Here is a 21,590-nt window from a genome sequence, read left to right as displayed (position 1 = left end):
ATAATAATATATCTTACCAAATTAAACGAAAAATAAAAATTTTATTTAATTTTAAATAATTATAAATGTAAAATATATTAAAAAATATTATAATATAAATATGCTATTTAATGGAAGTATTAATTATGTTTCCTAGACACATCAGGGGGGGAGTATTATGAGGAACAAAAGAAAAAGTATAGAGTTGGTTTCACCTATAGGAAAGTACTGTACAGGAGTAGATTTAAAAAATCCAAATGAAGAGTATATTGAAACTAAGTTATCACCATTTGCATCTTATAAAGGGGACAATCATAAGATCAATAGACCAAAGAGAACTACATCAAAATCAGAAGTAGATTTTTTATTGGAAAAAGGACATATTGGTGAAGTTGAAAAAATGATACTATTTGCTATTAATAATTTAGTTTTTGCAACTTCTTTACAGATTACTACATATCTAAATAAAAGTGGGGCAAATGTAGAATCAAAATCAGTAGCTAGAAAACTAACAAGATTGAAGGAAAAAAGCTTTATAAAACAAATTGAATTTGTATCAGAAAACAGTACAAGTTCATATAAAGCTTACTACTTAGGTTATCATGGAATAGGCTTATTAAGAGCATTGGACAGGAAAACATATTCACAGGGATATGTAAGTGAAATCAAAACTGTAAAAATCAAGTGTTTGCTAGCATCAAATCAATTATTAACACAAATTATGGGAAAAGATACAGAATTTAAAGTTTCTAAAATAATACTAAATGAAAATATAAGAAATTGCATAGTGAGACCTCAGTCAATATTAACAAATGATGGAAAAACTTATCTAGTAGAAGTTGTTAGAAAAACAGATGACTGGAAAGAAGAATTTTCAAATAAGCTACGTAGATATGAGAATGTAATTGAGCATTATGATAATTTAAATATTAAATTTAGTGAAAAACCAAGCTTAATAGTACAAGGTGAGTCTTATGATCATATGATAGAAATTATGAGTATGATTAAGAGTAGACAAGAGGAAGTTAATATAGATATAATATTTACTTTTGATCGAATATTACTATATAACTTAGAAGAAGCATTTTTTGCATTAGAAGAAAAGCAAAATAAAAAGAACTTATTTTCATTCTTATTTAAATGTTAATAAAAATATCACCATGGATAGAATTTATTCATGGTGATATTTTTATTACAAAAATTTTTCTAAATTTAAAAAGTTATTGTAGAAAAATAGAATATGCTGTTGTTTAATAAATTAGATTGAATTATTTTTGAAAAATAAAACAAAAAAGTATTTATAGTTAAAATTCTACATTCATTCATAAAAAATTTACATTAAATTCATATTAATAAGGTATTATTAAAGCATAGAAAGACTAGCTTAATAATTTACTTAAATACCCGTATAATGATAGATTCCCTCACACTCTTTTATCTATCATTATGAACCTTAAGCCCTGTACCCTCGTAGCAGGGCTTTATTTTTTTATATAAATTTATATCTTGGTTTCTTTTCCTTAAAAATAACATATCTTAATAAATCATCCATATATATAGCAAAAAGTGACAAAAAGAACCAAGCAATGGAGCTATTTAATGATATTTGACCTAAAAAATTATATTTTAGTTGTGAGTAATCCCATACATTTAATAATAATACTCTATTTATTATAATTCCTGAAATCAACTCTACAATATCAACAAGAAGTACAGAAATTAACATTTGAAGTAATAAAGGAATTTCTTTATTTGAGAATTCGTTTATAGATCCTATAAGTATAAAGCAAAGACCGCCTACTATTACCATTGAATAATGGGAATATCCTCTATAAGCAATTTCAATGAAATAATATGTTATACCTCCTATGAGAAATAATGTTAAATATTTTAGTATAGTATTTAAAATTTTCATAGATTCTACTCCTTATAAATTTCTTAATATTAGTAATTATTTTTTCTAACCAATGAATTAACATACATGGCAAAAAAAGTAACAAATTTTGTTTAGGTAAAATAAATAGGGGGTAAATATATATTACAAAAGACAATTAGGAGGTAATTATAATGTCAGATAGAATAGTATGCGATTGCATGGGAACTTCATTAGAAGATATAAAAAAGGCTGTAGCTGGTGGAGCTAAAACAGTAGAGGATATAAAAGAAATCACTGAAGCAGGAACAATTTGTGGTGGATGTGACTGTGAAATTGAAGAAGCACTTAAAGAAGTATTATAATAATTAATACATGGCAATAGGAGGACTGTAAAGTCCTCTTATTTTTTGTGGATATGTAAAACTTTTTTAGAGATTATATTAGAAATTTATGCAAAATATACCCTAAAATCAATAAATTATACTGGTAATTTAAGGATATTAATATGTAAACATTTGGTAAAAACGTCGTGTTTAATAATATGGATATTTTCTCCAATTAAGTATTGAAGCCAACTTTAAAAAATATGCTAAATATTCTAAATATAATAAGAAAATAATATGAATAATTTTTATTGGCAATATAAAATAAAGTTGTTTGATATTTTTATATGATTATTGTATAATAAATTCGTACTTAAAGAATAGATTAGGAAAATGTTTTACAAGGTGGGAAAATGATTTACTAATACAAAACATTTTATTATATATAAAAAGAGAGGGAAGATTAATATGTTAAAAGTTACTTTAAATGATGTGAAAAAAGCTCAAGAGACTATTAAAGGTGTAGTTAAAGAAACTCCTGTTTTAGAAAGTAAAACTTTAAGTGAGATGACAGGGGCTAACGTTTTCTATAAGTGTGAAAACTTACAAAAGACAGGATCTTTCAAGGTAAGAGGAGCTGTTAATACAATAGCAAATTTAACTGATGAACAAAAAGCAAACGGTGTCATAGCTTCGAGTGCTGGAAACCATGCTCAAGGTGTTGCATTAGGAGCACAAATGACAGGAATAAAAGCTACAATAGTAATGCCTGCTACTGCGCCTCTTGCAAAGGTTTCTGCAACTAGGGGGTATGGAGCAGAAGTTGTATTAAACGGGGAAGTTTACGATGATGCTTATGCAAAAGCTGTAGAAATACAAAAAGAGACTGGTGCTACTTTCATACATCCATTCAATAATGAATATGTAATGGCTGGACAAGGAACAATTTCTTTAGAAATATTTAAACAATTGAATGATGAAGTAGATACGATACTTTGTCCAATTGGTGGTGGTGGAATAATAGCTGGTGTTGCAGTAGCTGCAAAAGCTTTAAACCCAAATGTGAAAATTGTAGGTGTTCAAACTGCAAACATACCTTCAATGCAAGAATCAGTAAAAAATGGGAAAGTCACAACTGCTTTTCATGCTGCTACAATAGCTGATGGTATAGCTGTTAAGACTCCAGGAGATGCTACTTTTGAAATAATAAAAGAATTAGTTGATGAAGTAATAACTGTAACTGAAGAAGAAATAGCGCAAGGAATGTTATTCTTATTAGAACATCAAAAAATAGTTTCTGAAGGTGCTGGAGCAGTTTCAACAGCAGCTTTATTATCTAAAAAATATCAACCAGCTTCAGGGGAAAAAGTTGTTTGTATAGTTTCTGGTGGTAACGTAGATGTTAACACATTATACAGAGTTATAGGTGCAGGTTTAGCTAAAGAGGGAAGAAGATATTCATTCTCTACAATAATGACTGACAAACCAGGTGGATTCTTAGAATTAATAAAAATAATAAGCGAAAATAATGCAAATATATTAAATGCTAATCAGACTAGATTATCTTCAGGTGGAGCTATAGGAAAACAATCAGCAGAGTTCATACTTGAAACATTTGATAATGATCATATAGATAAAATAAGAAGTGAAATAGAAGCAGCTGGATTTAAAGTAACTGAATTATAAAAATATATAGCTATTAGGGAATAAAATATAGATTAAAAGACTATCAATATGATAGTCTTTTTTGTTATTTATTGTTTTTTATTATATTCCAAATATCATTTGCAGAATTTGTTAAATACTGACCTTTATAATAATTAAGCTTTATTTCATCAAAGTTTTTTGAGTTTTTTACGATTTCTGGTCTTTCTTGAAAAGATCCAAGGATATTAAAGTCCTTGTCTAGAACAACAATTAAAGGATATTTAGCATTTTCTATATCTAAAATAGGCTCTAAAAATTTCTTACCTCTAGCCATGGTAATTACAGACATGTTGAAATTAGTATTTAAATCTATAAATCTTTTTATCACAGAGCCATTTAGTTGATAATCAGGACACCATATTTCTCCAGCAACTAAGAACTTTATTTCTTTGTCAAAGCTCATAATATTATTGGTTAACTCATCGTTTAGAACTATTCTTGATGAATTTTTTGATATCCTAGCTCTTTCACTTTTTGAACCTTCACCAACTGAAGTTTCAAAAGAGCACCCAACCTGGTATAATTCTTTCAATGTCATTTGATTCATAACTTTCCTCCTAGGTTATTTACTTACATTTCCTGCAACATTTAAAACATCCCATGTAGTAGCAAAGGGAGGTGCATAGCATAAATCTAGCATGCCAAGTTGCTCTGTAGTCATACCTGCTGTAATAGCTGCAGCTATTACATTGGATCTTTGAACAGCATCTTTGTAGCCTGCTATTTGACCTCCAAGGATAACATTAGTTTTTGCATCATAAACTAATTTAACTAATAACTTTTCACGACCTGGATAGTAGTGTGTTTGATTATAATTAGTTATGCATTTAGTTTTATAATCAAGATCAAGTGACTTAGCTTTTTCTTCTGTAAGACCAGTAACAGCAGCTTCCATATCTAAAACCTTTATACAACTAGAAGCTAAAGACCCAGGGAAAGAGGATTCTATACCGCCTAAATTTTCGCCTACAATTCTACCTAATTTATTTGCGCCAGTAGCTAAAGGAACGTACATATCCTCATTAGTAACTAAACTTTTTATGGTTGCGCAATCTCCAGCAGAATAAACATCTTTAACAGATGTTCTACCACGCTCATCAACTACTATAGCACCATTAGGAAGCATTTCTATATTTGTATTTTTTAAGAATGAAGTGTTAGGCTTTACACCTATGGCCATAACCACTAAATCTGCGTCTATTTCACACTTATTAGTTATAACTTTTGTTATTTTATTATTTCCAACATATTCTTTAGCAGTTTCACCAAGATGTAAATGTATATTATTTTTTCTTAATTCCTCTTCTAATAAATCCGTAATTTCTTTATCAAATACTTTGTTTAAAACTCTATTACTTTTGCCGATTAAATGAACATTTTTATTTAATTTTTTTGCAGCTTCAATAGTTTCTATTCCTATAAAGCCAGCACCTACGATAACTATATTATTATTTTCTTCCTTATGCATTAGCTCTCTAAGCTTTATGCCATCATTCATATCTTTTAGAGTAGTTAAATTTTCATATGATTTATCTAAAGAAGGCATAATACTACTTGCTCCAGTTGCAATCATTAATTTATCATAATTATCTGTGAAGATTTCTTCGGTTAAGGAATCTTTTATAGTAAGAATTTTGCTATCAGTATTTACATCTATAATTTCTTTAAAAGTTCTTAAATCTATTCCTGATTCTATGAATTTTGACTTTTCTCTTGCAATCATCATATTAGAATCTTGGAAAAATCCACCCACATAATAAGGAAGGCCACAGGCTCCAAAAGATACTATATCAGTTTTTTCATATACTATAACTTCATAATCAGGTTTTATTCTTTTTAATTTTGCAGCAGCAGACATACCTGCAGCTACAGCTCCTATTATAACAACTTTCATTTTTATCTCCTTAGTTATAAATTATTAATATTTATTTTATCATTATGATAATACCCTGAAAAGAGCAAAAATAATCTAATCACAAGATTTATATAAGAAAAATATAATAAATCAAGGTATTTAATTTATTTTTAAATATAGTATTATTATATTGGAGGAAATATATGTCTAAATACAGAGGAATAGATGTTAGTAACTGGTCAGGAACAATTGACTGGGATGATGTGGCTAATAGCGGTGTAGAAGCAGTTATTATTCAAGCATCAGAAGGAACTTTTTATAGAGATCCATATTTACAAGAATTTTATGATGGTGCAAAAAAAAATAATTTAAAAGTTGGATTTTATCATTTTTTTAATCCAGGATCTTCTCCAACACCAGTAGAACAAGCTAGGTATTTTGTAGAAACAATAAGCGGTCTTCATGCAGATATTAAATTAGTTCTAGATTTAGAACAAACAGGAGGACTAGGCAATTACGAATTAACTAAGCAAGCAATTGAATTTTTAAAAGAAGTTAAAAGATTAAGTGGAATAGATGTAGCTGTATATACTTATACAAACTTTGCACAGAATAACTTATATGCAGGTATAGGATTAGAGAATTATCCTTTATGGATTGCTCAGATTGACATAAATTCACCTCAATCAAATCCAGTCTGGGGAGATAAATATGCAGCATGGCAGTATTCTGATACAGGTAGAGTAGAAGGAATAGATACAAATACAGATTTAGATATATTTCATGAGGAAATATTTTTAGATAATAAAAAACATATTCCAGGGACTAGAAAAGAAGAGTCAAAAGATAAAAGAGTAATTTATTATACAGTACAAAATGGAGATACATTAAGTGAAATAGCTAAGAGATATGATGTTTCAGTAAAAGAATTAGGAAGCATTAATGGTATTACAGATGTTAATCTAATATATCCAGGGCAAATATTAAAAATTTATCCAGAGGAAAAAAGAGAAGAAAGAAAAAAACTTAGAAAAAAATTCTATAGCACTTATGTTGTAATGAGTGGAGATACACTATCAAGTATAGCAAGTAAGTTTCATACAACAGTAGATGAACTTGTTCAATTAAATGATATATCAAATCCAAACTTAATATATCCAGGAGAAATCTTGAAGATACCAAGTCTTAAGAGGGGGCCAAGTAAATCTATTTCAAATAAACAGTATATAAGAACATATATTGTTAAATCAGGAGATACTCTTTATGGTATAGCTAAAAAATTTCATACAACAATTGAGGATTTAATAGAATTAAATGGTATATCAAACCCTAATTTAATATATACAGGTGAAGTATTAAAAATAGAATCTTCAGGAAGAATAAAGGATGGAAAAGGATTTAGGGATTACTATGCTGTACAAAAAGGAGATACATTATTAAAAATAGCAAAAAAATTTAATAAAACAGAAAAAGATTTACTAGAAAATAATAACTTAACAAGTGATAAAGAGTTATATGAAGGTCATGTAATTAGATTGAATTAACTTAAAAAGCTATACCAGAACAATAAATTTGTTTTGATATAGCTTTTTTATATATTATAAAATTTACAATATTATTTATACTTATTAATTGAACTTATTAGATGTTCTAACTTGAATTTAGGATAGATCGGTTTTCTGTTGTATATTAAAGAATTTTTTCTATACTCATTATATTGTTCTGTATGTTCTTCAAAATACTTATTAATTCCAATTTGCAACATATCTTCTTCACTATGAAAGTTCATATAATTTAGATAATCGTCAATTAAAGAAGGATTATCTTCAATTAATTTTATAAATTTTTCTTGTATGATTTTTAATTGGCTTAATAAGCCTTTTGTTGCCTTGTGAATTTCATCATTAAGGTATTTAACATCACTTACTGAATTAGTAAGGTCATTCATTACACGATACTGAGCATCTCTTATTCTTCTTGTATAAACTTCTGACAAGAAAAACAATTCACCTAAATATTTTTCATCTTCAAAAAATCCAGGTACTAGTAATCTAATAGATGATAGATCTGATTTTTTATCAATTGTTAATTGAGTTCCACGATTAAATATGATTTTTAATGGAAACTTAAGATCATCTATATTAGCTTCTTCTTTTAGGATACCATCTTCAACAATAAATAGCTTACTATTTTGGAAAATAACAAAGCTAGAATTGTAGTTGTAATATAAAGTTTTTGTAGGAACCTTATCTCCAAAATTAAAATTACGAATTCCTTCAATACTTTTAACTACACATTCATCTTCACTTAAAATAGGATAATAAAAACAATCAAACTTCATAACTCATCAACCCACCCTTATAAAAAAAATATATAATACATAAAAATCTATCTAATACAATTATATCATTTATAGTTAATAAATGTGAAAAATTTACCAATCATTCTAAAAAGTCATCAATGAAAATAAAATACAAATATTTACAACATCAAAAATAGATTATTAGGAGGATATAAGTGCAAATAATAATGAAATAATAGTATATTATACTCTTGAAAACGTTATTGTGTTAACGATATAAAATTTAACTTGACTAAGTGAAAAAAGTTACCTATAATAATAGTTGCTTTAGTTAACTATTACCATAGGTAACTAAAATAAACAGAAAGGGATGAAAAGTAATGAGTATGCTACAAAAAAAATCTAAAGAATTTTTAGATTCTATAGCAAAAATAAAAAAGCTAGCTCATAAACATAAAAAATCTCAAGAATTTCAACCGGGTATGCTTATGACAATGAAGGTTATTTATAACGATTATTTGAACAATAAGCAAGATGAAAATTATTATGGTATGAAAACATCTGAGTTAACGAAAGATTTGTGTATTACGAAGCCAGCTACATCAAAGATGTTAAATGTTATGGAGGAAAAAGGATATATTCAAAGGACTTCTAACAAAGGTGATAGAAGAGTTGTATACGTTAAATTAACTCAAGAAGGAGAGGCTTTTTTAAAAGATCAAAATAGAAAATTTGAGAATTTTACTTGCCAAGTAGTTGAAAAAATGGGCGAAGAAGATACTGATAATTTAATTCGTCTGTTTGGAAAACTTTATGATGTTATAGAAGAATTGCAGTCAGAAAAATAAAATCATAAAATGAAGAAAGGGAGAAAAGATGTTAAAAATATTTAAGCATTTAAAAAATTCAAGTTTTATAATTTTTATTATTATATTACTTCTAGCAGGCCAAGCAAGTTGTGAACTATCTTTACCTACTTATACTTCAAATATTATTAATATAGGTATACAACAAGGGGGAATAGAAAATTCTGTTCCAGAGGTAATAAGAAAGAGTCAAATGGATAAACTTTTTATTTTTATGAGTGATAAAAATAAAAATACTATATTAGATAATTATAAACTATTAAGTAAGGATTCTTTAAGTAGTGATGAACTCAATAAGTACAAAGAATCCTATCCAGCATTAGATAAAGAAGATTTATATTTATTAAATACAGATAAAGAAGATACTTTATCAAAATTAGAGAATATACTTGGTAAGCCAGAATTGATTCTATATGGATTAGAAAGTGATGATGAATCAAGTAAAATGATCCAAGAACAAATGAAAAAGAATATGGCATCGAATATGTCGTCACAAAACATGACACAAGGAAATATGACAAATGCTTCAATGAATACTAATATGGAAAATATGGATATATTTAATATATTGGAATCGATGACAAAAGATCAAAGAGATGGCATAATCAAAGAAATTGATAAACAACTGGTTGATTTGCCAGATGCCATGATTAGCCAGGGTGCGGTATCTTTTGTTAAGGATGAATACAATGAAATTGGTATAGATACTGGAAGTCTTCAAACAAAATACATACTTACTACAGGAGCAATAATGATTGGAATAACTGTACTGAGTGTGATAGCAGCTATTACAGTAGGATTTTTAGCATCAAAAGTAGGAGCATCTTTAGGACGTACTTTAAGATCCAAAACATTTGAAAAAGTAATGAGATTTTCTAGTAAAGAAATGACTGAGTTTTCTACAGCCTCATTAATAACGCGTAGTACAAATGATATACAACAAATACAACAAATGACAGTTATGATGTTAAGAATGGTATTTTACGCACCATTTATGGCACTAGGGGGTATATACAAAGCACTGAATACAAATACATCTATGACATGGATTATAGGTGTGGCAGTTGTAGGTGTTGTTATAATAGTAGGTATATTATTCTCAACAGTAATGCCTCGATTTAAATTATTACAAAACCTAGTAGATAAATTAAATTTAGTAACAAGAGAAATATTAACAGGGCTTCCTGTTATACGTGCATTTAGCACAGAAAGATTTGAAGAAAATAGGTTTGATGGAGTTAATAAAGATCTAACTAAAGTAAATATGTTTGTTAATAGAATGATGTCTTGTATGATGCCAGCTATGATGCTTGTTATGAACGTTATATCAGTATTAATAGTTTGGGTAGGTGCAAAAAATATCGATACTGGAGCAATGCAAGTTGGAGATATGATGGCATTTATTCAATATACAATGCAAATAGTAATGTCATTTTTAATGATATCAATGGTTTCTGTTATGTTGCCAAGAGCAGCAGTATCAGCTAAACGTATAAATGAAGTATTAGACAAAGATATAGTAATTAAAGAAGATAAAAATCCTAAAACTTTTGACAACAATAAAAAAGGCTTAGTTGAATTTAAAAATGTTTCATTTAAGTACCCAGATGCAGATGAAAAAATATTACATGATATTAACTTTACTGCAAAACCAGGTGAAACAACAGCATTTATTGGAAGTACAGGAAGTGGTAAGTCAACATTAATTAATTTGATACCAAGATTCCATGATGTAACAGAAGGTGAAATTAAAGTTGATGGAACTGATATAAAAAATGTATCACTTCATGACTTAAGAGATAAAATTGGTTATGTTCCACAAAAAGGAGTATTGTTCTCTGGAACAATTGATTCAAACTTAAGATATGGTAAAAAAGATGCTACAGAAGAAGAAATAATAAAAGCAGCAAGGATAGCTCAATCAATAGATTTTATAAATGACAAGGAAGATAAATTTGATTCTGAAATATCTCAAGGTGGATCAAATGTATCAGGTGGTCAGAAACAGAGATTATCTATTGCAAGGGCAATAGCAAAAGATCCAGAAATATTTATATTTGATGATAGTTTCTCTGCTCTAGACTTTAAAACAGATGCGAAACTTCGTAAAGCATTAAAAACAGAAACTAAAGAGAGTACAGTATTAATAGTTGCTCAAAGAATTAGTACAATTTTAGATGCAGATCAAATCGTAGTATTAGATGAAGGAAGAGTAGTTGGAATAGGAACACATAAAGAACTTCTAAAAAATTGTGAGATCTATAAAGAAATAGCATTATCACAACTTTCAAAGGAGGAGTTAGAAAATGAGTAGAGAAGGCAATAGACAAAGAAGAGCGAGAGGACCTATGGGTGGTCCTGCAATGGGTGGACCAGTAGAAAAAGCAAAAGACTTTAAGGGAACAATGAGAACATTAATGTCTTACTTAGCTAAATATAAATTATCGATAATAATAGTATTTATATTTGCCATAGGAAGTGTAACATTTTCAGTAATAGGACCTAAAATATTAGGTAAAGCTACAACAGAAATATTTAATGGTTTAGTTGGTAAAGTATCTGGAGAAGGTAGTGGAATAGATTTTGAAGCTATAAAAAGGATATTAATAGCTTTAGTTATACTTTATATAGTAAGTGCCATATTCTCATTTATACAAGGTTATGTAATGAGTGGAATTTCTCAAAAGGTAGCATATAATCTTAGAGATGAGCTAGTGAAAAAAATAAATAGATTACCTATGAAATATTTTGACACAAAAACTCACGGGGAAGTATTATCAAGGTTTACAAATGATATAGACACTTTAGCAATGAGTTTAAATCAAAGTTTAACACAAATAATAACGTCTGTTACTACTTTAGTAGGAGTATTAATAATGATGTTAACTATAAGTGTACTTATGACAGTTAGTGCATTAGTAGTTATACCAATATCATTATTTATAATTTCTTTTGTTATTAAAAAATCTCAAAAGTACTTTAAAAGCCAACAAGAATATTTAGGCAATGTAAATGGACAGGTGGAAGAATTATATGGTGGTCACACAGTAGTTCAAGCATTCAACGGAGAAGAAGAATCTATTAAAGAATTTAATAAAATTAATAACAAACTGTATGACTCAGCATGGAGAGCTCAATTTTTATCAAGTACAATGCAGCCTATAATGATGTTTGTTGGAAATTTAAGTTATGTTGTTGTTTCAATACTTGGTGGATATTTAGTTATAAAAAATAGAATTGAAGTAGGTGATATTCAGTCATTTATTCAATACGTAAGAAGTTTCAATCAACCAATAGCACAAATGGCCCAAATATCAAATCAATTGCAATCTACTGCAGCTGCAGCTGAGAGAGTATTTGAATTCCTAAATGAAGAGGAAGAAGATGTAACAGTAGAAAATCCTGTAAGTATAGAAGGATTAGAAGGTAGAATTGATTTTGAAAATGTTAGGTTTGGATATGATAAAGATAGAACTATAATTAAAGACTTTACAGCTCATGTAAAACCAGGACAAAAAGTTGCACTAGTTGGACCTACAGGAGCAGGTAAATCAACTATGATAAAATTATTAATGAGATTTTACGATGTAAACTCTGGAGCTATACTTGTAGATGGTCACAATGTTAAAGATTTTAATAGAGGAGAACTTAGAGAACTATTTGGAATGGTTCTTCAAGATACGTGGTTATTTAGTGGTTCAATAAAGGAAAATATTAGATATGGTAGATTAAATGCTAGTGATGATGAAGTAATAAATGCTGCTAAAGCAGCCCATGTTCATCATTTTATAAAAACTTTACCAGACGGATACAATATGTTATTAAATGAAGAATCAAGTAATATATCACAAGGTCAAAAACAATTATTAACTATAGCTCGTGCAATATTGGCAGATCCTAAAATATTAATATTAGATGAAGCAACAAGTTCTGTTGATACAAGAACTGAACTTTTAATACAAAAAGCTATGGATAATTTAATGGAAGGAAGAACAAGTTTTGTAATTGCTCATAGATTATCTACTATAAGAAATGCAGATTTAATATTAGTTATTAATGATGGAGATATTGTAGAACAAGGAAATCACGAAGAATTAATTGCAAAAGATGGTTTCTATGCAAATCTATATAATTCACAATTTGCAGATAAAGAAGCTATGTAAATATAATCATATATAAATAGCAAAACACCTTAAATATATTATATATTTAAGGTGTTTTTGGTTATATTAATATAGTTGCTGGTTCACAATAAATAATATATTATTAAAATTATGGGTATATGAAGGACATTTTAGTGGAGGTTTAAAAATGGAAATAAGGATTAGACAATTATCTAATGGGGTAGAGATTCCTATTGTAGGGTTTGGAACATATAAATTACGAAATAAAAATGATGAAGCGTGTAATATTATAAAAGAAGCAATTAATTTAGGATATAGAAGTATAGATACAGCGTCATTTTATAATAATGAAGAATGTGTAGGTAAAGGTATAAGAGAGTCTAGTATACCTAGAGAAGAATTATTTGTAACTACAAAGGTGTGGATTGATGATGATGGATATGAAAATACAATAAATGCTTTTAATAAATCTTTAGATAAGTTAGGACTAGAATATATAGACTTATATTTAGTACATTGGCCAACAGAAAATATTAAAGAAACTTGGAGAGCTATGGAGTATTTATACAAGGAAAAAAAGGTTAGAGCAATAGGAGTTTGTAATTTCACAGCAAAACAAATAGAAGAAATTATAGGTTTTTCAGAAATCAATCCTATGGTAAATCAAGTAGAGATACATCCTAAACGTTCAGAAAAAGAATTATTAAAAGTTTGTAAAAGACATAATATTGTAGTTCAAGCATGGAGTCCCATAATGAGAGGACAGTTGTCATCAAATATCATAATTAAAAAATTATCTAAAAAATACAATAAAAGTGAAGCGCAAATAATATTAAGATGGCATTTACAAAATAACGTCATTGCTATACCAAAAACAAGTAAATTTAGTAGAATTAGAGAAAACATCGATATATTTGATTTTGAGATAGAAAAAGAGGATATAGATGAAATAGATACTATTAATGAAAATGAAAGAATGAAACCACAAAAATATGAAAATTTATATAAAGTAGTATAAAAGAGATTTTTAAAAATCTCTTTTTTTGTTAAGAAATTATGTTAATAAGGGAAAAAGTACCTAAATGATAAATAGCAATTGTATTATATAATATAAAAGGAATTAAAGTTATACTCTTTCTCCATAAAACTATGACTATAATTTTAATTATCATAAATGAGTTAATATAAATTATAAAGAAAGGAAGATAAATGAATTTAAAAAGAAGCAGTTTAAAAGGGGAAAATGAATTTATTGAAGAACATTTTCCTTTTATCATTAAATCAATAAGCAAAGTAACTAAGAGATATGTTTCAATTGAAAATGATGAAGAGTTTAGTATAGGTGTACTGGCATTTCATGAAGCTATGAAAAAATATAGTGAAGACAAAGGTCCATTTCTACCTTTCGCAAGCTTAGTAATAGGGAGTAGAATAAAAAACTATTTATTAAAAGAAAACAAACATCGTTTAGATCCATCCTTAGAAAGTTTAAAAGATGAAGGGATAGAGTTTAGTGAGGAAATTGTTAATCCTATTGAAGATCAAAATTATTTAAAAGATGAAATAGAAAATTTAAAGATGCATATGAAGGAATTTGGTTTTGATTTTGAGGATTTAGTTGATGATGCTCCGAAACATAAAAAAACAAGAGAAAATGCTATAAACTTATCTGAAAAAGTCAGCAAAGAAAAACCTTTAGTGGATTTTATGTATGAAAAAAGGAGATTACCAATAAAAAGAATTTCACTTCAATTTAATGTAACAGAAAAAATAATTAAAGGTAGCAAAAAATTTATTATTACAGTAATTATAATATTTGATAAAAACTATAGAAATTTAAAATTATGGATAAAAAGGTAGGTTGAATTATGTATAATAAAGGAATTATACTTGAAGTAAAGGAAAAATATTCCTTAGTTCTAAAAGACGACTCTACTGTTGTTAGAATAAGAAATAAGGAAAACATGCAAGTTGGAGATACAATATTTTTCTTAGAAGAGGATTTATATGAATTAACTAAAAGTAGAAATACTATGAAAAATAAAATAATACCTATTTTAACTATTGCTGCAATGCTAGTATTATTAGTAGTACCTATAGTAAAAAATAATACTACAGGTGGAACTTATGCCTTAATGTCCATAGATATTAACCCAAGTATTGAGTTTGAATTAGATAAAAATAAAAATATAGTTAATATTTATGGAGTTAATGATGATGGTAAGACAATTAACCTAGAGGAATTAAAGGGTAAAACATTGGAAGAAGGAATAAAGATATTAGAACAGTATTTAAGTAAAAATCATGGTGATAGTAAAGAAGGTATAGTAGGATTTACTTTTACTAATAAAATTAGTAATGATAAGTATGAAAGTGAAGTAAAAGATACGGTTAGTAAGGGATTAAATAATACCAAATTTGTTTATCTAAAGGGAACTGAAGAAGATATAGCACTTGCAAAAGAAAAAGGCGTAAGTATAGGTAGATATGAAGCATTATGCGATTTAGATGAAGATATATTAGAAGATACCATAGAAAATATGTCTGTAGATGAGATTATGTCTCTTCTAGGTACAAATGGTAAAGATAATGTTTATCTAAATGAAGAAGTTATGGATGAGCTACAAGATGAGTTAGAAGATAGAACTGAAAATGAATCTGATGACGATGATGACGATGAAGATGATGATAATAATGATGAAGATGATGACGATGACGATGAAGATGATGAAGATGATGAAGATTAAAAAATAGGAGACAATATGAAAATATTAATTGATGGAGATGGATGTCCAGTAATAGATTTAACAATAAAGGTATCAAAAAAATTTAATATAGATGTGATTATAATGTGTGATACCTCACATATTTTTGACAAAGAAGGAGCAAAAACAATGGTATTTTCAAAAGGAGCAGATTCTGTTGATTTTGCCCTTATAAACTTTGTTCAAAAAGAAGATATTGTCATAACACAAGATTACGGATTAGCAGCTATGGCACTTAATAAAGCATCCTATGTTATAAATCAAAATGGTTTAATCTATACAAATGACAATATTGATAGGTTGCTTTATAACCGACATATATCTAAGAAAATTAGAAAAAGTAGAGGTAGAGTTAAAGGACCTAAGAAAAGGTCTAATGAAGACAATATTAATTTTGAAAAGACTTTAGTTGAAGCTTGTCAAAAATCTCTTATTAGTAATTAAAAAGAATATTAAAATAAAAAAATATGAAAAACAGTATTAATAAATAAATTAATGCTGTTTTTTGTTTTATATTATTTTTTATTTATAAATTTAATAAGAGTGGAAAATATAAATTATATAAGGATGGTGATAATTTGTTATTTGAAAATAAACATTTAGTAATTAAGAGTATTGAAAGTAATAAAGAAGATAAACTATATGATTTTTCTGTGGATATAAAAGACTTTTATACACCTAATATTAATATTAAATTTGATTATGAAAAGCAAAAAATAGTATCTGTTGGAATCGATGAAGATGAGGATGATAATGAACCTAAAAATCACGTTGCTTACAAGCTAATAGATCTATGTAAGCATGATTTATGTATTAAATTAAAATTTATGATTGATCATAATTAAAAAACCTATCTAAAATTAGATAGGTTTTTTAATGTTAAATTTATTCTAAAACTCTTCTAGGAATTTTATATTTAATGTCACTTTCAATTTCATCTAATGTTCTAGTATTTTTAGGATCGACAAACATACAAGTATAGCCATCTTCTCCAGCTCTACCAGTTCTACCTATACGATGAATATAATCTTCGCTAGTTTCTGGGATGTCATAGTTATAAATATGGGTTATACCAGTAATATCAAGCCCTCTAGAGGCTACATCTGTAGCGATTAGATATTGAACATCAGCTTTTCTAAAAGATTTCATTATTCTTTCACGCTTAGATTGAGAAATATCACTATGTAATTTTTCACAATTATAGCCATCAATAGCAAGAGCCTCTTCTAAAGCATCAACTCTTCTTTTTGTTCTACAAAAAATAATTGCCATAAATGGATTATCTTCATTTAACACTTTACATAAAGCATCTTTTTTTTGTCTATCTGTAGTTTCAACAACTTCTTGTTTGATAGTATCTATAGTAATTTCTTTACTTTTAATAGTTATTTCAGCAGGCTCTTTTGTGTGTCTATAAGCTAGTTTCTTTACATCAGAATCCATAGTTGCTGAAAAACACAAAGTTTGTCTTTTTTTATTAGTTTCCTTTATAATTGCCTCCATTTCATTCTTAAAGCCCATTAAAAGCATTTGGTCAGCTTCGTCTATAACAAGTGTTTTTAGCTTACTAAGATTTATAGAATCTCTATCTAAATGATCTAAAAGTCTACCAGGAGTAGCAATTACTAAATGAATGCTTCTTTTTAATTTATTTAATTGAGATTTTATATCCTTTCCACCGTAAGCAGCTAATATATTTATTTCTTTAGCTTTATTTAATTTTTGAGCAGCTTCACTTATTTGAATAGCAAGTTCTCTGGTTGGGGTAATAATTAATCCTTGAATATTATTATCTTTTGGGTTAATATTCTCAAACATTGGTAATAAGAAGGCGAAAGTCTTACCTGTGCCAGTTTGAGATTGAGCAATTATATCTTTTTTATTTAAAATTAAAGGAATAGCTTCTTCTTGTATAGGTGTAGGAGTTTTTATTCCCATTTGACTTAATTCATCTACTAAGTCATTACCTATGCCTAATTCTTTAAAATTCATATTTACGACCTCTCTTTATAAATTTTACTTCTCTAAATTTCGAGCAACAAATATATCTAAATAAAAGATTCCATATATTAGTTTAATGTCATAGGAAAGATATATAGTGTGTAAAGAAAAGTTAATTTTATATATTTTTTATCTAATTTATAATATCACATTACAAGAATAAATCCTACGTCAATACAAATTAAATATTATTATTTTAATATTTAACCAAGAAGATACTCTTAATTCATAGAAATATAAAATAATATTTTGAAAATTAATAAAAAAGGTTGAATTTTAGCTTAATTTTTAGAATAGATTTGCTTGTAAATTACAAGGGATTTCGCTGTAAATAAAGAAACTATCCTATATTGAAGGAAATAAATATGAATAGAGGTGTAATAAAATGGGATTATTTAAAACAAAATCACAAGATGATTGGAAAGTTAATTATATTAAAGAGTTTAATGAAATGAGAGATACTTACGAAGAGAAATTAAGAGCAAAGCAAATGGAAATAGAGAGCTTAAAAGAGGAGATAGAGCATTTAAGATTATTAAGAAACAATTTGAAACCAAAAGAAAAACAAATTAAGGACTCAGATATCGAGCAAATAAAAGAATTAAGAAATGATGGACTTAGCTATAGAGAAATATCAAAAGAAACTTCATGGAGTAAGGCAACAGTTTGCAGGGTTTTAAATGGATTATATGACTAATTAAATACTTAAATTATTATGATTTTATATTTCTATATATTACTAATACTGTGCTATAATGAATACTATACAAAATAAATTGTGGGTGATATGTTTGAATATAAAAGAAGATAGATATATTTCTAAAAATAAAGAATATGTTTTAGATGCTATTATTTTGCTGGTTATAGTACAGATTGCTAGGGTAATTATAAAATATATATTTTTAAGTCAATTAAACTTCACATTGGAAAATGTTAATATTGCTAACATTATATCTATTATGTTAGTTGGAATAAGCATTTCTCTTATTTTGAGGGGAAATGATTTATTTAATCCGCCTGGACAAAGGTTGATTAAGTTAAATAACAGATACGATAATAAAAATATAAGATTAATATTAGGCGGAGCAGCTTTATGTGCCGTATTTGTATCACCGTTTTTTTATGGAGGATATGTATCATCTAATTTAATAATACTTATATTAGCTTTAATAGCTCAACCTATATTTGAAGAAATGATTTTTAGAGATTATGTATGGAACTATATTAGAAGCTTCCAAAAAGATGAAAAAAAAGTTTTAGTAATTGTAAGTTTTTTATCAGCTCTATTTAAAATAGGTTATTGGGATATAGTAAGTCAGAACCTAAGTGTAGTTGGTAGTTCGTTTTTTACAATAGATATAATTATCTCGAAAGTTTTCTTTGGTTTAATAATAGCCTTTATACTTGGACTAGTTAAAATGAAATATAAAGATACTTATTTATGTATATTTGTACATAGTTTGATAAATGTTTTTTTTGCAAGATAAGTTTTTAATAAATATGGAATAACTAAAATGACTTGATAAAATAATAAGTAAAAGGAAGATCATTATTGTGAGTTCACTTATACTTATAGATTTCTTATAAAAATAAAATAAATAAGAAACTATTGAAATATCTACATAAATTAGATATTATTAGAGAGCTCATAAGCTCTCTTTTTTAAATTAAATAAGAAAGGAATAAAATTATGGACAACTTAAAGAAGTACAGAGATGAAATAGATGAAATAGATAAGCAAATAACTGAATTATTTGAAAGACGTATGGACATATCCAGAGAAATATCAAGATGCAAAAAAGAACAAGAAATAGGAATTTTAAACGCTAAGAGAGAAGAAGAAGTTATTCAAAAAAATTTATCTTATTTAAAAAACAAGGACTATAGATTTGTATTAGAAGGATTTTTTAGAAATTTAATGAATTTAAGTAAACTAATACAAAATGAAGAAAATCACCGCTAAATAGAGGGAGGCAAACTATGATTGTAGTAATGGACCAAAACTACACTAGTGACGATATAAATCAAGTAGTAAATTATATAACAAATAAAAATTTAGGAGTTAATGTTTCAAAAGGAAAACACAACTGTGTTATAGGAATATTAGGAGATGCATCGAAATCTGATTTAGAAGAAGTTAAAGCTTTAAAATGTGTATCAAAAATTTTAAAGGTTCAAGAACCGTATAAAAAAGCAAATAGATTATTTCATCCAGAAGATACTATCGTAAATATAAATGGTAATAAAATTGGAAGTAAATACCTTGGAATAATAGCTGGACCTTGTGCTGTGGAAAGTGAAGAGCAAATTGTTGAGATTGCAAGAAAAGTAAAAAAAAGTGGAGCCAACTTTTTAAGAGGAGGAGCTTTTAAGCCAAGGACCTCTCCATATAGTTTTCAAGGACTGGAACTAGATGGACTTAAACTGATGGAGATTGCAAAGAAAGAAACCGGCCTTCCTATTATATCTGAGCTAATGTCAATTAGTTATTTAGATGAATTTATGAATACTGTTGACGTAATACAAATAGGCGCAAGAAATATGCAAAACTATGATTTATTAAAACAAGTAGGAAAAACGGACAAGCCAGTAATATTAAAAAGAGGTCTATCTTCAACCATAGAAGAATGGCTTCTTAGCGCAGAGCATATTATGGCAGGTGGAAATGAAAATATAATTTTATGTGAAAGAGGAATAAGGACTTTTGAAACTTATACTAGAAATACTTTAGATTTAAGTGCTATTCCTGTAGTAAAAAAACATTCACATTTACCAATAATAGTAGATCCAAGCCATGGAACAGGAAGCAGCGAATACGTGGAATCTATGTCAAAAGCTGCTGTAATTGCAGGATGTGATGGTCTTATGATAGAAGTTCATAATAATCCTCAAAAGGCTTTATCCGATGGACAACAATCAATAACACCAGAACAATTTGATAAACTTATGAAAAAAATACAAATACTTTCTAGTTTAGAAGATTAAATATAAAAAAGGAGCGTATGCTCCTTTTTTACTGAAACTATTCACAACTTAATATAGATATTAAATCATTTGGAGTATTAATTATATAATTTGCACCTAAATCTTCTAATACCTTTTTATCTCTAAATCCCCAAGCAACTCCTACAAAGTCTATATTTGCATTTCTTGATGTTTTAAAGTCTACTTCGCTATCACCAATATATAAGCACTTATTTTTAGATGAATGTAAGTCATTCATAGCTTTTAGCACTGTATCAGGGTATGGTTTTTTTCTTCTTTCAGGAGATTTTCCTATTGCTACTTGAATATACTCTGAAAAATAATGGTTATTTAATTCCGTAACGCCATCTTGAAATTTATTAGAAACGATTGCCATTTTATATTTGTTTTCTTTCAAATAATTTAGTAATTCAATTATTCCATCATAAGGTTTAGTCTTATTTCTTAGATTTTTAGAATAGTGCCTTTTGAAAATAAATAAACATTCTGCAAATTTATCATAAGAAGTTTTATCTGGTAATGAAAGCTCAATTAATTTTTCAATACCATTTCCAATAAAAGAACAAATCTCTTTCTTACTTCTAATGGGAAAACTTAATCTCTCTAAAGAGTAATTAACACTATCAGCTAAATCATCTAAAGAATTTAAAAGAGTGCCATCTAAATCAAAAATCAAAGTGTTGTAATTCATCATAAATCCCCTTATCTCTATTAAGTTATTATATACACCACGAATAAATTTTAATGTGGTATTATTACTAATTTATTTCTAATATAATTTTACATTTTAATAATTAAAATAAATAA

22 protein-coding genes are annotated in these 21,590 nt (G+C 27.3%); 16 read left to right on the top strand and 6 right to left on the bottom strand.

Features of this window, described 5'->3' with window-relative positions; translation table 11 throughout:
* Positions 1-157: 157 nt before the first annotated feature.
* Positions 158-1,126, top strand: coding sequence for a replication-relaxation family protein (locus tag TEGL_RS17665; RefSeq protein ID WP_018592174.1), 969 nt, complete (start codon positions 158-160; stop codon positions 1,124-1,126).
* Positions 1,127-1,468: 342 nt separating this feature from the next.
* Here TEGL_RS17665 and TEGL_RS17660 read toward each other — a convergent pair whose 3' ends face one another.
* Complete coding sequence (locus TEGL_RS17660; RefSeq protein ID WP_018592175.1) at positions 1,469-1,894, bottom strand: putative ABC transporter permease; 426 nt, start codon at positions 1,892-1,894, stop codon at positions 1,469-1,471.
* A gap of 152 nt (positions 1,895-2,046) precedes the next feature.
* On the opposite strand from TEGL_RS17660, the gene TEGL_RS17655 reads away from it, so the two are divergent.
* Together TEGL_RS17655 and ilvA are read left to right on the top strand one after the other, a co-directional pair.
* Positions 2,047-2,217, top strand: coding sequence for a (2Fe-2S)-binding protein (locus TEGL_RS17655; RefSeq protein ID WP_018592176.1), 171 nt, complete (start codon positions 2,047-2,049; stop codon positions 2,215-2,217).
* Between the two features lie 429 nt (positions 2,218-2,646).
* Positions 2,647-3,864 carry a threonine ammonia-lyase gene (gene ilvA, locus TEGL_RS17650; RefSeq protein ID WP_018592177.1) on the top strand — a complete coding sequence of 406 codons (1,218 nt, stop codon included), beginning with the start codon at positions 2,647-2,649 and terminating at the stop codon, positions 3,862-3,864.
* Between the two features lie 64 nt (positions 3,865-3,928).
* Here ilvA and TEGL_RS17645 read toward each other — a convergent pair whose 3' ends face one another.
* Together TEGL_RS17645 and TEGL_RS17640 are read right to left on the bottom strand one after the other, a co-directional pair.
* A complete protein-coding gene (locus TEGL_RS17645) occupies positions 3,929-4,432 on the bottom strand; it encodes a thioredoxin family protein (protein WP_018592178.1) in 504 nt (167 codons plus the stop codon).
* A gap of 15 nt (positions 4,433-4,447) precedes the next feature.
* Positions 4,448-5,779 (bottom strand): CoA-disulfide reductase, encoded by a 1,332-nt coding sequence (locus TEGL_RS17640; protein ID WP_018592179.1) that lies wholly within the window; start codon positions 5,777-5,779, stop codon positions 4,448-4,450.
* A 164-nt stretch (positions 5,780-5,943) separates the two neighbouring features.
* Between TEGL_RS17640 and TEGL_RS17635 the strand changes: the two genes are divergently transcribed.
* Complete coding sequence (locus TEGL_RS17635) at positions 5,944-7,284, top strand: LysM peptidoglycan-binding domain-containing protein (protein WP_018592180.1); 1,341 nt, start codon at positions 5,944-5,946, stop codon at positions 7,282-7,284.
* A gap of 71 nt (positions 7,285-7,355) precedes the next feature.
* Here TEGL_RS17635 and TEGL_RS17630 read toward each other — a convergent pair whose 3' ends face one another.
* Positions 7,356-8,081: a hypothetical protein gene (locus TEGL_RS17630; protein ID WP_018592181.1), complete on the bottom strand. Its 726-nt coding sequence runs from the start codon at positions 8,079-8,081 to the stop codon at positions 7,356-7,358.
* A 341-nt stretch (positions 8,082-8,422) separates the two neighbouring features.
* Here TEGL_RS17630 and TEGL_RS17625 point away from each other — a divergent pair, with 341 nt between their 5' ends.
* The 8 genes from TEGL_RS17625 to TEGL_RS17590 all read left to right on the top strand — a co-directional run bounded on the left by TEGL_RS17625 (position 8,423) and on the right by TEGL_RS17590 (position 16,642).
* Entirely contained in the window at positions 8,423-8,890 is a 468-nt protein-coding gene (locus TEGL_RS17625) for a MarR family winged helix-turn-helix transcriptional regulator (RefSeq protein WP_018592182.1), read from the top strand.
* A 28-nt stretch (positions 8,891-8,918) separates the two neighbouring features.
* Positions 8,919-11,222 (top strand): ABC transporter ATP-binding protein, encoded by a 2,304-nt coding sequence (locus TEGL_RS17620; protein ID WP_018592183.1) that lies wholly within the window; start codon positions 8,919-8,921, stop codon positions 11,220-11,222.
* Entirely contained in the window at positions 11,215-13,071 is a 1,857-nt protein-coding gene (locus TEGL_RS17615; protein ID WP_018592184.1) for an ABC transporter ATP-binding protein, read from the top strand. The genes TEGL_RS17620 and TEGL_RS17615 overlap by 8 nt, the downstream gene beginning before the upstream one ends.
* 148 nt (positions 13,072-13,219) lie before the next feature.
* The gene (locus TEGL_RS17610) at positions 13,220-14,050 is read left to right on the top strand and encodes an aldo/keto reductase (RefSeq protein WP_018592185.1); all 831 of its coding nucleotides are present in this window, start codon (positions 13,220-13,222) and stop codon (positions 14,048-14,050) included.
* Positions 14,051-14,241: 191 nt separating this feature from the next.
* Positions 14,242-14,892 (top strand): hypothetical protein, encoded by a 651-nt coding sequence (locus tag TEGL_RS17605; RefSeq protein ID WP_018592186.1) that lies wholly within the window; start codon positions 14,242-14,244, stop codon positions 14,890-14,892.
* Positions 14,893-14,900: 8 nt separating this feature from the next.
* Complete coding sequence (locus tag TEGL_RS17600) at positions 14,901-15,779, top strand: anti-sigma-I factor RsgI family protein (protein WP_018592187.1); 879 nt, start codon at positions 14,901-14,903, stop codon at positions 15,777-15,779.
* 15 nt (positions 15,780-15,794) lie between these two features.
* A complete protein-coding gene (locus tag TEGL_RS17595) occupies positions 15,795-16,241 on the top strand; it encodes a YaiI/YqxD family protein (RefSeq protein WP_018592188.1) in 447 nt (148 codons plus the stop codon).
* 134 nt (positions 16,242-16,375) lie between these two features.
* Entirely contained in the window at positions 16,376-16,642 is a 267-nt protein-coding gene (locus tag TEGL_RS17590; RefSeq protein ID WP_018592189.1) for a hypothetical protein, read from the top strand.
* Between the two features lie 40 nt (positions 16,643-16,682).
* Here the strand turns inward: TEGL_RS17590 and TEGL_RS17585 are convergent, their stop codons facing one another.
* Entirely contained in the window at positions 16,683-17,789 is a 1,107-nt protein-coding gene (locus tag TEGL_RS17585; RefSeq protein WP_018592190.1) for a DEAD/DEAH box helicase, read from the bottom strand.
* Between the two features lie 394 nt (positions 17,790-18,183).
* Here TEGL_RS17585 and TEGL_RS17580 point away from each other — a divergent pair, with 394 nt between their 5' ends.
* The 4 genes from TEGL_RS17580 (at position 18,184) to aroF (ending at position 20,783) form a co-directional block, all read left to right on the top strand.
* A complete protein-coding gene (locus TEGL_RS17580) occupies positions 18,184-18,495 on the top strand; it encodes a helix-turn-helix domain-containing protein (RefSeq protein ID WP_018592191.1) in 312 nt (103 codons plus the stop codon).
* 94 nt (positions 18,496-18,589) lie between these two features.
* Positions 18,590-19,285: a CPBP family intramembrane glutamic endopeptidase gene (locus TEGL_RS17575; protein WP_018592192.1), complete on the top strand. Its 696-nt coding sequence runs from the start codon at positions 18,590-18,592 to the stop codon at positions 19,283-19,285.
* A 203-nt stretch (positions 19,286-19,488) separates the two neighbouring features.
* Positions 19,489-19,761 (top strand): chorismate mutase, encoded by a 273-nt coding sequence (locus tag TEGL_RS17570; RefSeq protein WP_018592193.1) that lies wholly within the window; start codon positions 19,489-19,491, stop codon positions 19,759-19,761.
* A gap of 17 nt (positions 19,762-19,778) precedes the next feature.
* Positions 19,779-20,783, top strand: coding sequence for a 3-deoxy-7-phosphoheptulonate synthase (aroF, locus tag TEGL_RS17565; protein ID WP_018592194.1), 1,005 nt, complete (start codon positions 19,779-19,781; stop codon positions 20,781-20,783).
* Between the two features lie 37 nt (positions 20,784-20,820).
* On the opposite strand, the gene TEGL_RS17560 is transcribed toward aroF, so the two are convergent.
* Complete coding sequence (locus tag TEGL_RS17560) at positions 20,821-21,474, bottom strand: HAD family hydrolase (protein WP_018592195.1); 654 nt, start codon at positions 21,472-21,474, stop codon at positions 20,821-20,823.
* Between the last annotated feature and the right edge of the window lie 116 nt (positions 21,475-21,590).

The sequence above is a fragment of the Terrisporobacter glycolicus ATCC 14880 = DSM 1288 genome (genome assembly GCF_036812735.1).
In the GTDB taxonomy this organism is placed as follows: Bacteria; Bacillota; Clostridia; order Peptostreptococcales; family Peptostreptococcaceae; genus Terrisporobacter; species Terrisporobacter glycolicus.
This window is presented reverse-complemented; position numbering and strand designations above follow the sequence as displayed.